Origin of the sequence: Aurantiacibacter aquimixticola (genome assembly GCF_003605475.1) — a bacterium.
GTDB classification, from domain to species: domain Bacteria; phylum Pseudomonadota; class Alphaproteobacteria; order Sphingomonadales; family Sphingomonadaceae; genus Alteraurantiacibacter; species Alteraurantiacibacter aquimixticola_B.
Map to the genome: position 1 here is coordinate 1514415 of NZ_RAHX01000001.1, position 13496 is coordinate 1527910.

Consider the following 13496-nt stretch of genomic DNA (forward strand, 5'->3'; position numbering starts at 1 on the left):
ATGGACCGCATCCGCGCCTTCCTCTCCCGGATCCCGCCAATCCCGATCGTGCCGACACCGCTCACGCTGGTGCTGCTCGGCCTGCTGGCCCCCATCGCGGTGGTCGTGGCGGCGACAGCACCTGGTGCCTGGGTGGTGGCCCCGGCCGCCGGTTTCGCGCTGCTGCTGGTCATGTTGATCGACGGATGGCTTGCAGGTTCGCTGGCGACGTTCGAATATCACATTCCCGGCGATGTCGAGGTGGGCCAGCCAGCCATGCTGCGGGTCGATGCGACGATCGAGCGCGATGCGGATGCGGCGCTTCCGGAAGCTTCCATTGGCTTCGATCCGCGGCTGGGCGAAAGGGGCTTGATGGAGTTTCGCTTGCAACCCACTAGCGAAGCAGGCGGCTTCTCCGGCTTCGGAGAAGCGGTGCCGGTGCGGCGCGGCACGGGCGAGTTGCACGATCTGTGGCTACGCTGGCGGGGCCCGCTCGGCCTTGCCGTTCGTCAGATCCATCGCCACCTGGACGCGCAGCTGCGCGTCTGGCCGGACCTGTCACCAGTGCGCTCCCCGCAATTGCAAACTTTTTTGCGCGACAGCCAGTTCGGCCTCGTCGCCCGGCGTATCCGCGGCGAAGGCACTCAGTTCGAAGCGCTGAGCGAGTACGAGCCCGGCATGGACCGTCGCCGCATCGACTGGAAGGCGAGCGCGCGCCACACCGCGCTCTATGCGCGTGAAAACGAGAGCGAGCGTGACAATCAGATCGTCTTCGCTTTCGATTGCGGGCAAAGCATGTGTGAGCCGGTCGACGGCCTGCCGCGTATCGACCGCGCCGTCTCCGCCGCGCTTACGGCCGCCTATGTCGCGCTGAAGGGCGGAGACCGCGTCAGCCTGTTCGGTTTTGCCGATCACCCACAGGTGATGACGCCCTTCGTGTCCGATACACGCGCATTTCACCGTTTGCAGAGCGCAGCCGCAGAGCTCGACTACGTCGCGCGGGAACCCAATTTCACGCTAGCTCTCGCCACGCTGACTGCCCGGCTGAAACGGCGTTCGCTGATCGTGCTCTTCTCCGATTTCGCCGATCCGACTTCGGCCGAGCTGATGGTCGAAAGCGTCGAGCGGCTGGTGCGCCACCATCTCGTGATTTTCGTTACCATGGTGGATGAGGAACTGGAGGAGATGACCGCCGGCGAGCCGGACAGCATGGGCGATATCGCCATTGCCGTGGGTGCCGATGCCCTCGCTCGCCAGCGCGCGCTCGTGCTGCAACGCCTGCGCCGCCTCGGCGTCGACGTCATCGAAGCGCCGCACGATCGGATCGGATACCAGTTGATCGACCTTTATCTCGAGACGAAGCGATCGGAGGCGATCGGCTGATGGCTCTCCCATTCTTCAACTCCGCCGAGATCGAACCGCCTGCCGATATCGAAGCGGCATCCCTGCGATCAGACCGCTTCCGGCTCGAACGCGAAGTGGACTGGCAGCGGCTGGAAGCGATCGTCACCGCGCTCGAGAAAAACCGCCCCAAACGCATCAGCGACGACGATCTGCTCGAACTGCCGGTGCTTTATCGCAAGACCGCATCCAGCCTCGCCGTGGCGCGGGAAACGTCGCTCGATGCGGCGACGCTCGATTATCTCGAGGCGCTGGTGCGCCGTGCCTGGTTTCAGATTTACGGTCCGCGCATGGGCCTGTTCGGCTGGCTGCGACGCTTTTTCCTGGGCGGATGGAGCGCGTCGGTGCGCGCCATCTGGCTGGACATCTGCATCGCTTTTGCAGTGATGGCGGCCGGGACAGCGGTCGGCTGGCTGCTCGTCGCGCGCGATCAGGAGTGGTTCTACGCGCTCGTGCCCGGTGGAATGGCGGGCGGCCGCGTCCCCGGTGCCAGCCGCGAAGTGCTGGAAGAAACGCTGGCGACCACCGATGGCGCAGAAGGACTGACCGTCTTTGCCGCCGCACTGTTTTCCAACAACACAGGCGTGACGATACTCGCCTTTGCCCTCGGATTCGCCTTCGGCGTCCCGACGCTGCTCCTGCTGGTCTACAACACGGCGCTGCTGGGCGCGATGTTCTGGGTGTTCGCCGAGGCCGGGCTCGGCTGGGAATTCGGCGCGTGGCTCTCCGTCCACGGTACCACCGAATTGCTTGCCATTCTGCTCGGCGGGGCGGCGGGCGTGCATATCGGACGGCAGATGGTCTTCCCCGGAGAGCGGTCGATCCTCACCGCCATGCAGGAAGCCGGCGTGCGCGCGGCGCAGGTGCTGGCGGGCTGTACCATCATGCTGATCATCGCCGGATTGCTGGAAGGCTACGCCAGGCAACTGGTTGGCGACATGGGCAGCCGCTACGCCATCGGCGGGGCGATGCTGGCGATCTGGATCGGCTATTTCCTCGCCGTGCGACGGACAGAGGAGCGCGCGCTGTGAACGCGATCACGCAGGCGATGCGGGATGAGGCCGGCAAGCGCGCACGCATGCTGGTGACGCCGGAAGGGTTGGCGCTGCCGCTGACCGTAGGCAGTCGCGGCAGCCGCGCGGGCGCGCTGCTGCTGGACCTGACTTTCATCTTTATCGGCGTCATCGTGTTCCTGGTGTCGCTGACGGCCATCGGTATCGGCATCTTCACCTCCGGCATGGACGAATCCAATCCGGCGCTGGAATTGGTGATCGTCGCGATCATCATGCTCCTTTTCCTCGCCCGTTACGGTTACTTCATGTGGTTCGAGCTTGGCCCACGCGCGGCGACGCCGGGCAAGCGCTTGCTCGGCCTGCGGGTTGCGGCGCGCGATGGCGGTCGGCTGACCGCGGAAATGGTCATTGCCCGCAATCTGATGCGCGATGTGGAGGTGTTCCTACCGCTCTTCTTCCTGCTCGGCGGCGGCCAGAATGAAGGCATTTTCGGCATTGCCCTGTTCGCCTGGCTGGCGGTGTTCGTGCTGTTCCCGTTCTTCAACCGCGACAATCTGCGCGCGGGAGACCTAGTTGCGGGCACCTGGGTGGTCGAAGCCAAATCCGCCAAGCTGCGCGATGCCATGTCCGTCGCCCCCGATCGCAGCACCGATTACCGCTTCGGGGAAGCTGAACTTTCAATCTATGGCGAGCATGAGTTGCAGGTGCTGGAGCGCGTGCTGCGGCAGGATCAGCCCGACGCGATGCGTGACGTGGCCGACGCCATCACCCGAAAGATCGGCTGGCAGCTCGGCAACGGGGACGATCGCGAATTTCTCGGAGCTTTCTACGCGGCACTGCGCGGCCACCTTGAAAGCGGACTGCGTTTCGGAAAGCGCAAGCGGGACAAGCATTCGTAAGATCAAAGGCTTGTGCACAGGCGGTTTCGCATTTCACTTGCGCCCATGCTAAGGCTTTCGCCAATATTAACGGGGAGAGCTTACATGTCTTTCGGAAACAGACGTTTCGATCCCGACCTGGCGATGCAGGTCGCCGAGAAAGTCGGGCTGGCGATCATCATACTCATCGTCACCTGGCTGCTTGCAAAAGCCGCGAAATGGGCTTTCGCAAAGCTTGTCGACAATGTGACCTTCCTCCAGCGCGCGACTTCGAGCGGCGAAAGCCTGGGCACTCAGCTGGGCAAGATCGTCTCCCTGCTCATCTGGCTTCTCGGCCTGCTGGCAGTGCTCCAGGTCTTCGATCTTGGCGGCGTCATGCAGCCTGTCACCACGCTGCTTGATTCCATCATGGAATTCGTGCCGAACCTGATTGGCGCGGCGCTGATTTTCTTCATCGGCATCATGGTCGCCCGCATCGTGCGCGACCTGACAATCACGGCGTTGCAGACAGTCGATTTCGATCGTTGGGCGAACAAGGGCGGTGTCGACAATGTCACCGGCAATACCACGATCAGCAAGACGATCGGCGTGATCGTCTATGTGCTGATCATCATTCCGGTGGCGATCATGGCGCTGGAAGCGCTCGAACTGGAGTCGATTTCGCAACCCGCCAGCGAAATGCTGCAGCTGATCTTCGATGCCATTCCGCGCATTATCGGCGCGGCGATCCTGCTGGGTCTCGGCTATCTCATCAGCCGCTTCGTGGTCGATATCCTCAAGCAGCTCTTGAGCGGCTTCGGCGTCGACCGGTCGCTGGCAGAAAGTGGCATGCTGCCCGACGGGACGAAGGCATCCTCCATCATTGCACGCGTGGCGCAGGTGGCGATCATCCTGTTCTTCGCCATCGCCGCAACTCGCCTGCTGGCCTTTCCGGAACTGACCGCCATCCTCAACGAGGTGTTGGCGCTCGGTGGACGGGTCGTTTTCGGCGCGGTCGTGATCGGCTTCGGCTTTCTCCTCGCCAATCTTCTGGAGCGGGTGCTGTCCGGCACGAGCGGGGGCACGGCGGGCCAGATCGTGAAGTGGGCGACAATCGTTCTGTTCACCTTCATGGGCCTAAGCTTTACCGGCGTTGGCGATATCATCACCGAAACGGCCTTCACCGCACTGGTCGTCGGCTTCGCGGTTGCCGCCGCCCTGGCCTTCGGCCTCGGCGGGCGCGAATGGGCGGGCCGCAAGCTGGAGCAAATGGATCGGCGCATGGAAGATTATTCCGGCGGTTCGGCGATGACGTCCTCGGCCAGCGATCCCGCACCGTCCGAGGATCCGGAAAACCTGCCGCCCGGCGCATGACACTTGGCGCTTGAGCGCGGACGCGATACGGGGCGCAGGGTTATGATCCTGCGCCCTGCTTCTTTATCCGATGCCGAGCCGCTCGCCCAACTCGGCCGCACAAGCTTCTGCGCGGCATTCCAGCATCTCTATCGGCCAGAGGATCTCAAGAGCTTCCTGACCGAGGTTTACTCGGTCGAGGCGGTGAGAACGGAAATTGCCGATCCCAAGATCACCCACAGGCTCGCGCAGGATCGGGAAGGCAGCCCGCTCGCAGGCTTCGTAAAAATGCGCGCACCCAGCTGGTATGCCGAGCATTCAGATGCCGCTCGCCCAATCTCGCTCGGCCAGCTTTACACCGACCCGCAGCGGACCGGCGAAGGCATCGGCGCGGCGTTGATCGACTGGGCGATCGATTATTCGCGAAGCGAAGGGCACGATGCCGTCCAGCTGTCGGTGTGGAGCCAGAATTACGGCGCGCAACGCTTCTACCAGCGCTACGGCTTTGCGAAGATCGCCGACATCCATTTTCTGGTCGGTAAGCAGGTCGACGACGAGTTTCTCTTTGAATTGCGGTTCTGAGGCAGGGTTAAGCACACCTTAGGCCTTTTCCGGCATTCACTGCCGCGATGGGACACGCCGCACAAATCCTGCCCGAATTCGAGGCACCCGCCCCGCCGCTCGCAGACGAGCTGGTGAACGACCCTGCAATCGAGCGCATTCTCGGCAGCGTGCGGGGGCATCTCGGCGTCGAAATTGCCTTTGTGGCACGTTATATCGAAGGCGAGCAGCGCGAGCTGACGCATGTCAGTACCGATCTCGACCTGCCGATGGGGCCGGGTTACCGCAATCCGCGTGACGAGGGCTATTGCTGGCACATCCTAAATGGTCGCCTGCCCGAGCTGATCCAAGATGCAGCCGATCACCCGCTGACGGAAACGATGGAGATTACCCACTTCCTGCCCGTCGGCTGCCATATCAACACGCCGCTCCGCCTGTCCGACGGAACGGTATGGGGCAGTTTTTGTGCATTGGGCCGCAATCCCGATCGCACGATGAACGAACGCGATCTCGACATCCTCAAAAGCTTTGCGAGCCTTGCGGCGGAGCGGATCGAGTCTTCGCTCGAACACGATGTGCTTACCTATGAAGCGCGCAAGCGTGTCGAGTCGATGCTCGACGGCCATGGCGTCTCGACCTTTCAGCAGCCGATCGTCTCGCTGGGAAGCGGCGATCCTGTCGGCGTCGAATGCCTGTCGCGCTTTCCGGACCTGACCAAGCGCGGCCCGGAAGCCTGGTTCGAGGATGCCGAGCTGGTCGGCCTCGGCAAGGAACTCGAAATGACTGCCGTGCGCTGCGCGCTCGATACGCTCGGCCATATTCCGGACGGCCTGTACGCTACGATCAATGTTTCGCCGCAGACCGTCGCCACCGGGGCGCTGCGCGAGCTTCTGGAAAGCGTCGAGCCCGGCAACATCGTCGTCGAGATAACCGAACACTGCCAGGTCGACGATTTCGACGAACTGGCGCGGGAAATCGCAGCACTGAAGGCCCATGCGAAAATCGCCATCGACGATGTCGGCACCGGCTATGCCGGCCTGCGCCACATCGTCGATCTGCAACCCGACATCCTGAAAATGGACATGGTGCTCACGCGCGGGATCGAAGCCGATCCGGCGCGCAAGGCGATGACGGCGGCGCTGGTCCAGCTGGCACACGAAATCGGCTGTACGCTCGTTGCCGAGGGGATCGAGACCGAGCACGAAGCGCGCGTGATGCGCAAACTCGGCGTCGATTGCGGTCAAGGCTATCTGTTCTCGCGCCCGCTACCGGTGGTCGCGGCACAGCAATATCTCATGGAACACGCCGCGAAGGGCTGACCGCGCCCGTCAGGTTTCGCCGCGCAGTTTCTGTTGCCGTTCGCGGGTCATTTCCTTCGCGGCGTAGATATCGCCCTTGTCGATCTGCACATCGAGCCGATCCTTGTCGTGCTCTCGGTAATCGCGCTCGGCCTTGTCGATCTCTTCCTGACTGACGCCGATTTTCTCCAGCGCCATGCGGCCCATCGCCACAGCCGATTCGTAAAGTTCGCGGACAACATATTCGACCGGGCTTTTCGCCAGTTCGATGACCGAGCGCCTGTCGAAACCGCGCACGTAGATCGCGGCATCGGGGAACGCCTCATGGATGTTCTCGATCAGCTCGGCGTCCGGCACTTCGTCGGCGCAGAACATTATCAACTGCGACTGGTCCGCCCCGGCCTGGCGTAGCATGTCCATGCGCGTGCCGTCGCCGAAATAGACCTTGCTGCCGAACTCCTCCGCAATGTCGATCTGTTCGGCCTTCTTGTCGACCACGGTGACGGAGACGCCGCCATTCATCAGCGTTTGCGCGACGCCCTGTCCGAACCTGCCATAGCCGATGACGATGGCGGCCGCGCCTTCGTTCTGCGGTTCCTCGCGGGTCTCGTCCTCATCCTTGGGTTCCTGCCGGATGCGGCGTGTGGCGATCATCAGGAAGGGCGTCGCCGCCATAGACAGCGTCACGATTGCGCCGAAAATACTCGCCGTTTCCTGCTCTATCAGCAGCGCCTGCTGCGCGGTGGTGTAAAGCACGAAGGCGAACTCGCCGCCCTGGCTCAGCAGCAGGCCGAGCGCGAGTGCAGCGCGCCAGCGCATCTTGCTGAGCAGGCCGAGGCCGAAGATCAGCGCCGTCTTCACGACGATCAGCAGGATGGCGAAGCCGATCACGAAAAGCGGATTGGCCGCGACTGCACCGAGATCGAGCATCATGCCCACGGCGATGAAGAACAGGCCGAGCAGGATCGAACGGAATGGCTCGATATCCGCCTCGAGCTCGTGGCGATAAGGCGTGTCGGCCAGCATAACGCCGGCAATGAATGCGCCCAGCGCCGCCGACAGGCCGAGCGCCTGCATCAGTGTCGCACTGGCCAGCACCGTGAACAGCGCGGCGACGACGAACAGCTCGCGTTCGCCAAGGCCGCCGATCAAACGGAAGAGCGGTCTGATGATAACGCGCCCTGCCACAATCAGTCCGAGGATCGCGCCAACCGTCATCAACGCCAGCATCCAGCCGCCCGGCCCCTCCTCGGCGGCGGGATCGCGGCTCATCGCGGTCACGATCGTGATCAACGGAATGATCGAAAGATCCTGGAAAAGCAGGATGCCGAAGGCCTTTTCGCCGAACGGCGTGCGCAGACGGCCCGCCGTTTGCAACATCGGCAGCACCTGCGCGGTGGAAGACAGGCCGAGCGGCAGTCCGATCGCCAGCGCCGCCTCCAGCGTATAGCCGGCCAGCGCCAGCACCGTTGCCGTCACCGCCAGGCCGCAGGCAACCACCTGCGTCAGGCCAAGGCCGAATATCAGGTGCTTCATTCGCCACAGTCGCGCCGGGCTCAGCTCCAGTCCGACGACGAAGAGCAGCATGACGATGCCGAGTTCGGCGACGACCGCCATCTCCTCCGCCCCGCCGACCAGCCCGAAGACTTCCGGGCCGAGCAGCGCGCCGGCGACAAGGTAGCCGAGCGTCGCGCCCAGCCCCGCGCGCCTGAAGGTAAGCACGGCGACAAGCGCGAAGCCGAGCATCAGCAATGCATCGCGCAGCATCAATCCGCCGTGATGTTCCATTATTTCAGTCCCCGTTCGCGGCCGGTCAGAGCCATTTCCATTTCCAGAACAGCACCAGCTGCAAGAGCAGGATCGCGCAGCACAGGCCGACCACGATCCAGAAGCCGTCATTGTCGTTCACACCCGGCATGCCGCCCACATTGATGCCCATCAACCCGGTCAGAAAGCCCAGCGGAAGGAAAATCGCAGCGACGATCGTGAGCAAGTAATTGGTCCGTTCAGACCGTGCCACCGCGCGGGCGCGAATATCGTCCTGCAGCACCAGCGCGCTCTCCTTCGAGATATTGATGTCCTCGAGGAAACGCCGGAGCCGGTCGATGCTTTCCGCAATCTCGCGGCGGTCCTCTTCCTCGAACCAGGCGAGCGGCAGGCGCGAAATCGTCTCCAGAGCCTCGTGCTGCGGGGCCATGTGACGCTGCAGCGCCAGGCAATTGCGGCGGATGGTCGCGATGCGCTGGAGGAAGTCTTCCGTGTCCTGGTCGCTGTCGACCTCTTCCATCTCGTCGATCGTGGTGTTCATGTCGACGATGGATGTGTTCATGCGGTTGATCAGCGTCTCGATCATGTCGGTGACGATCCGCCCGGCATCCATCGGCCCGGTCCCGGCGTCGATCTCGGCCAGCACGTCGCGCGGGCTTTGCAGACGCTGACGTCGCAGCGTGAAGATGCGCTTCCCGTCGCTCCACAGCTGCATGGCGACCATGTCTTCCGGCTCCGCGCCGGGATTGAAGTTGATGCCGCGCAGGGTCGACACAAGCGTGTCCCCTTCCCGCAGCGCGCGCGGGCGCGTTTCGTCGCTGACCAGCAACTCGGCGGTAGGCTCCGGAATGCCCAGTCCTTCCAGCCATTGCTGCACACCCGGCGTCGAGCGGCAGATATGCAGCCAAAGCACTTCGCCGGTCGCGCCGGGTTGCCAGTCGCGCGCCTCGGCCCAATCAATCCGCCTGCCGCCGCCCTTGCCATCCAGCACCCGGCCGAACAGCAATGGGCCGTCGAGTTCGCTGTCGTCGGTGTGAAGCTGCGAATGGCTCATGCGCGCACAGGTCTAGCGGTTTGCGCCGCGCCTGTCATTGCCCCTTCACATGCCAGCGTCTATATCGCCCGGCATGTCAGCAGACGCCATATCCAAGGTGCGCCCGTGGCGCATGATCGAACGCCGCCAGTCCCGCCAGATCATGGTCGGCGATGTGCCGGTCGGCGGCGATGCGCCGATCACCGTGCAGACGATGACCAACACGCCCACGGAAGATGTTGGCGCCACGATCGATCAGATCCGCCGCTGCGAGGATGCGGGCGCGGATATCATCCGCGTCTCCTGTCCTACGGAGGAAGCAACCGCGCATTTCGACCGGATCACGGGCGCGGCGAATATCCCGATCGTCGCGGACATCCATTTCCATTACAAGCGCGCGCTGGAAGCGGCGGACAAGGGCGCGGCCTGCCTGCGCATCAATCCCGGCAATATCGGCTCCTCCGATCGCGTGGCCGAGGTGGTTCGCGCGGCAAAGGCCAATGGCTGCGCGATCCGCATCGGCGTGAATGCCGGCAGCCTCGAGAAGGACTTGCTCGAAAAATATGGCGAGCCTTGCCCCGAAGCACTGATCGAAAGCGCGCTCGATCACATCAAGCTGCTGCAGGATCACGATTTTCACGAATACAAGGTGGCGGTGAAGGCGAGCGACGTTTTCCTCGCCGTCGCCGCCTATCATGGGCTTGCCGAGGCGGTCGACTGCCCGCTGCATCTCGGCATTACCGAAGCAGGCGGACTGATCGGCGGCACGGTGAAGTCGAGCATCGGAATCGGCAGCCTGCTATGGGCCGGGATCGGTGACACGATCCGCGTCTCGCTTTCCGCAGAGCCTGAGCAGGAAGTGAAAGTCGGCTTCGAGATGCTCAAAGCGCTGGGCCTTCGCACGCGCGGCGTTCGCGTCGTTTCCTGCCCCAGCTGCTCGCGCCAGGGGTTCGACGTCATCCGCACGGTCGAAGCGCTCGAAGCGCGGCTCGAACATATCAAGACGCCGATGAGCCTTTCGGTTCTCGGTTGCGTCGTGAACGGCCCAGGCGAAGCGCGCGAAACCGATATCGGCCTTACCGGCGGCGGCAGCGGCAAGCACATGGTTTACCTCTCCGGCGTGAAGGACCACCATATCGAAAGCGACGACATGCTCGATCACATCGTCAAACTGGTCGAGGAAAAGGCCGCGCAGATCGAGGCCGGCAGCGCCACCGCTTTCGACCCGCACGCGGAAGCGGCGGAGTGAAGCGGCTTGCCGTCTTGGCCACCGCCCTCGCGCTCACCGGCTGCACGACCGCGCATCACGACTATCCCGAGGCCACACCCTATACCGAGAGCGCGAATGCCATGGCCGAGGTCGATGCGGCGCTGCTCCGGGCTACGGCGGCGGACAAGCGGGTTCTGCTGGTGATGGGTGCCGACTGGTGTCACGATAGCCGTGCGCTGGCCGGGTGGCTGGAGACGCCGCGCCTCGCCGCGCTGGTGGAAAAGCATTACGAGCTGCTTTTCGTCAATGCGGGCACGCCGCAAACCAGCGAAGGCAGCAATCTCGATATCGCCCGCCGTTTCGGCATTGCGGACCTGCCGGGAACGCCCAACGTCTTCGTGCTCACTCCGTCGGGCGCGCTTGTGAACACGGACACCGTCACCACCTGGCGCAATGCCGCCAGCCGCAGCGAGGACGCGATATACGCCGAGCTTGCGGAACTGGCGGTTAGGCCGGTCTACTCGCCGGTGCCTGGCGCGGAAATCGCCGAGTAGGGCGGGCTTGCTCCACGTCGTTCACCACGTCGATTACATGGCACCTCCGCCCACGCGGGGCACCTTCAAGTTCGACAAGTACCAACTCGTCATGATGGCTCTGCGTGAAAGCGGGCTGCCGGTCACCGAGCATGCGCCCGAGGCCTGCCCGCGCGAGTGGCTGGAGGCGGTTCACTGTCCCGATTACGTGGAGGAGGTCTTCACCGCCAGCGTCCCGCGGGAAAAGGAGCGGCGTATCGGCTTTCCCGTGACGCCGCATATCGCCCAGCGGGTTCGGCATACCAATGGCGGCACTTGGCTCGCCGCGCATCTCGCGATGCGATATGGCTACGCGGCCAACAGCGCGGCGGGCAGCCATCACGCGCTGCACGACACCGGCGCGGGCTATTGCGTGTTTAACGACCTTGCCGTCACCGCCAACCGTCTGCTCGCACAGCGTGCAGCGAACCGCGTGCTGATCGTCGACTGCGATGTGCATCAAGGCGATGGCACGGCCAGCCTCACGGCGGGGCGCGACGATGTCTTCACGCTCTCGTTTCATGCCGAGAAGAATTTTCCGGTGCGTAAGGCGCGCTCCTCGCTCGACATCGATCTGGCGGACGGCACGGACGACGACGCCTATCTGCAGGCCCTCGCCGACCATTTGCCGTCCGTGATCGCGCAATTCCGGCCCGACATCGTTCTTTACCAGGCCGGGGTCGATCCGCATGCCAATGACAAGCTCGGCCGTCTCGCCTTGAGCGATGAAGGTCTGATCGCCCGCGATCGCTATGTGCTCGATCAGGCACGCCGAAGCGACCTGCCGCTCGCCAGTGCGCTTGGCGGTGGATACGGCGCCGACCAGAGAGAAGTGGCGGCGCGGCATGCCCGATCGATGCTCGCGATGGCTTTCCCCGAGATCGAGCCTGCGGCGCTCGTGGAGGCGACGGCCCTCTTTACCCGCGCTTAAAGCCTCCACGTTAGGTTGCAGACATGGACATGCGCATTGCCCTGGCTGGCGTAATGATGACGGGCGGCCTGCTGGGCATCACCCTGCCCGTGATAGCGCCTGTCGAATCCACAGACACAGCCGATGCCGAAGGCCTTGAGCCCGCCACCGAAACGCTCTCCATGCTCTCCGACGCGCCGGGGGGCGGCTGGTCCGACGACGTGCGCCTCGACCGTGCAGCGGACGGGCACTTCTATGCCAATGTCACTGTCGAGGGTGTGCCGAGCAGAATGCTCGTCGATACCGGAGCCAGCGTGATTGCGCTGACTGGCGACGATGCCGCGGCGATGGGCCTCTTCTGGGATCCGAACACCGTCGCTCCCGTCGCCCAGGGCGCAAGCGGGCCTGTCTATGGTGCGCGCACCAGATTATCCCACGTGCGGCTCGGAAGCTTCGAGGCGCGCAATGTCGATGCGATGATCATCCCCGAAGGCCTGGCTATATCTTTGCTCGGCCAATCCTTCCTATCGACGATCGGCAATGTGCAGATCGCCGACGATACCATGGTCCTGAACAGTAGCCCGCAATGAACATGGCTTCGCTTCTCCCGCGCCGATGGCGCAGCAAACGCGAAGCGACGCGCCATGCGGAGGCCATTCGCGGGATCCTAGATACACCGCCCATCGCGCCTGCATCGGATGGCCTGGTGCTGTTTTCGATGATCGGCACGGCGGTGCTGCTGCCATATCTCGTGGCGGTGAAGAGCCTGTGGCGCGAATTGGGCCGGGGCCGCGTCGCGATCCTCGACGACGGCACCCTCACTGCGCAAGACCGGGCGATCCTCGCCCACCACTGCGGCGATCCGCAACTAGCGCGACTGGACATGGTGGAGCTTGGCGGCTTCCCCGCGGGCGGCACCTGGGAGCGGCTGCTGACGATTCTCGACGCGCGCGCTGGCGAGTACCGCATCCAGCTCGATAGCGACACGGTGACCCTCGGCCCGGTGCCGGAAATTGCCGACGCCATTTCCCGCAACCGCAGTTTCTTGTTTCTCGGCGGCGCGGATGCCGAGGTCGGCCCGCTTCCGCTGGCCGAATTTCGCCGCCGCTTCTATCCGGATGGCCCGAGGGAGGGCCATGTGCAGACGCGCATTGAGTCCCGGGTGGACACGGTCGATGCAGCGCGTGGATGGAAATATGCGCGCGGTTGTTCCGGCTTTGCAGGTTTTGCCGCGATGGGCGAAGGACGTCCCTTGGCCGCAGCGTTCTTGTCAGAAATAAAACGCATGATCGGCGAAGACGACGTGACGATCTGGGGCACGGAGCAGGTCACGTCCAACTTCCTGCTTTCCAATGAGCCGGAGCCGGTCGTGCTGCCCTATGGGCGCTATCTCAATTACTGGAACGAGCCGTGGGACGACGATGCGGCGTTCGTCCATTTCGTTGGCACGCATCGCCACGACAATGGTGCCTACGAAACGGCGAGCCTTGCCGCGATCGACCGGTTGAAAAGCTGATTTCGCCGAAATCGTATGGACAATGT

General features: G+C 63.7%; 13 protein-coding genes. 11 read left to right on the plus strand and 2 right to left on the minus strand.

Annotated elements, in window-relative coordinates:
- The 6 genes from D6201_RS07545 to D6201_RS07570 all read left to right on the plus strand — a co-directional run bounded on the left by D6201_RS07545 (nt 1) and on the right by D6201_RS07570 (nt 6483).
- Nucleotides 1-1362 carry a DUF58 domain-containing protein gene (locus D6201_RS07545; RefSeq protein WP_120048235.1) on the plus strand — a complete coding sequence of 454 codons (1362 nt, stop codon included), beginning with the start codon at nt 1-3 and terminating at the stop codon, nt 1360-1362.
- The gene (locus tag D6201_RS07550) at nt 1362-2411 is read left to right on the plus strand and encodes a stage II sporulation protein M (RefSeq protein WP_120048236.1); all 1050 of its coding nucleotides are present in this window, start codon (nt 1362-1364) and stop codon (nt 2409-2411) included. The genes D6201_RS07545 and D6201_RS07550 overlap by 1 nt, the downstream gene beginning before the upstream one ends.
- The gene (locus tag D6201_RS07555; RefSeq protein WP_242447477.1) at nt 2408-3292 is read left to right on the plus strand and encodes an RDD family protein; all 885 of its coding nucleotides are present in this window, start codon (nt 2408-2410) and stop codon (nt 3290-3292) included. Before D6201_RS07550 ends, D6201_RS07555 begins: the two co-directional genes overlap by 4 nt.
- A gap of 84 nt (nt 3293-3376) precedes the next feature.
- Nucleotides 3377-4624 (plus strand): mechanosensitive ion channel, encoded by a 1248-nt coding sequence (locus D6201_RS07560; protein ID WP_120048237.1) that lies wholly within the window; start codon nt 3377-3379, stop codon nt 4622-4624.
- A gap of 42 nt (nt 4625-4666) precedes the next feature.
- The gene (locus tag D6201_RS07565) at nt 4667-5185 is read left to right on the plus strand and encodes a GNAT family N-acetyltransferase (RefSeq protein ID WP_120048238.1); all 519 of its coding nucleotides are present in this window, start codon (nt 4667-4669) and stop codon (nt 5183-5185) included.
- Nucleotides 5186-5232: 47 nt separating this feature from the next.
- Complete coding sequence (locus D6201_RS07570; protein WP_120048239.1) at nt 5233-6483, plus strand: sensor domain-containing phosphodiesterase; 1251 nt, start codon at nt 5233-5235, stop codon at nt 6481-6483.
- Between the two features lie 9 nt (nt 6484-6492).
- On the opposite strand, the gene D6201_RS07575 is transcribed toward D6201_RS07570, so the two are convergent.
- Nucleotides 6493-8250 (minus strand): cation:proton antiporter domain-containing protein, encoded by a 1758-nt coding sequence (locus D6201_RS07575; protein ID WP_120048240.1) that lies wholly within the window; start codon nt 8248-8250, stop codon nt 6493-6495.
- A 25-nt stretch (nt 8251-8275) separates the two neighbouring features.
- Entirely contained in the window at nt 8276-9283 is a 1008-nt protein-coding gene (locus tag D6201_RS07580; RefSeq protein ID WP_120048241.1) for a zinc transporter ZntB, read from the minus strand.
- Between the two features lie 88 nt (nt 9284-9371).
- On the opposite strand from D6201_RS07580, the gene ispG reads away from it, so the two are divergent.
- From ispG to D6201_RS07605, 5 genes are read left to right on the plus strand one after another with little or no spacing between them, the layout of a single operon-like run.
- Nucleotides 9372-10511: a flavodoxin-dependent (E)-4-hydroxy-3-methylbut-2-enyl-diphosphate synthase gene (ispG, locus tag D6201_RS07585; RefSeq protein WP_120049283.1), complete on the plus strand. Its 1140-nt coding sequence runs from the start codon at nt 9372-9374 to the stop codon at nt 10509-10511.
- Complete coding sequence (locus D6201_RS07590; RefSeq protein WP_120048242.1) at nt 10508-11026, plus strand: thioredoxin family protein; 519 nt, start codon at nt 10508-10510, stop codon at nt 11024-11026. The genes ispG and D6201_RS07590 overlap by 4 nt, the downstream gene beginning before the upstream one ends.
- 37 nt (nt 11027-11063) lie before the next feature.
- A complete protein-coding gene (locus D6201_RS07595; protein ID WP_120048243.1) occupies nt 11064-11975 on the plus strand; it encodes a histone deacetylase family protein in 912 nt (303 codons plus the stop codon).
- Nucleotides 11976-11998: 23 nt separating this feature from the next.
- A complete protein-coding gene (locus tag D6201_RS07600; protein ID WP_120048244.1) occupies nt 11999-12544 on the plus strand; it encodes a retropepsin-like aspartic protease family protein in 546 nt (181 codons plus the stop codon).
- Nucleotides 12541-13470: a hypothetical protein gene (locus D6201_RS07605; RefSeq protein WP_120048245.1), complete on the plus strand. Its 930-nt coding sequence runs from the start codon at nt 12541-12543 to the stop codon at nt 13468-13470. Before D6201_RS07600 ends, D6201_RS07605 begins: the two co-directional genes overlap by 4 nt.
- The last annotated feature ends 26 nt before the right edge of the window (nt 13471-13496 follow it).

Coding starts and splice junctions, on each gene's coding strand:
- D6201_RS07545 (WP_120048235.1), top strand. CDS start 1: ATGGACCGCATCCGCGCCTTCCTCTCCCGGATCCCGCCAATCCCGATC.
- D6201_RS07550 (WP_120048236.1), top strand. CDS start 1,362: ATGGCTCTCCCATTCTTCAACTCCGCCGAGATCGAACCGCCTGCCGAT.
- D6201_RS07560 (WP_120048237.1), top strand. CDS start 3,377: ATGTCTTTCGGAAACAGACGTTTCGATCCCGACCTGGCGATGCAGGTC.
- D6201_RS07565 (WP_120048238.1), top strand. CDS start 4,667: ATGATCCTGCGCCCTGCTTCTTTATCCGATGCCGAGCCGCTCGCCCAA.
- D6201_RS07570 (WP_120048239.1), top strand. CDS start 5,233: ATGGGACACGCCGCACAAATCCTGCCCGAATTCGAGGCACCCGCCCCG.
- D6201_RS07575 (WP_120048240.1), bottom strand. CDS start 8,250: ATGGAACATCACGGCGGATTGATGCTGCGCGATGCATTGCTGATGCTC.
- D6201_RS07580 (WP_120048241.1), bottom strand. CDS start 9,283: ATGAGCCATTCGCAGCTTCACACCGACGACAGCGAACTCGACGGCCCA.
- D6201_RS07595 (WP_120048243.1), top strand. CDS start 11,064: ATGGCACCTCCGCCCACGCGGGGCACCTTCAAGTTCGACAAGTACCAA.
- D6201_RS07600 (WP_120048244.1), top strand. CDS start 11,999: ATGGACATGCGCATTGCCCTGGCTGGCGTAATGATGACGGGCGGCCTG.
- D6201_RS07605 (WP_120048245.1), top strand. CDS start 12,541: ATGAACATGGCTTCGCTTCTCCCGCGCCGATGGCGCAGCAAACGCGAA.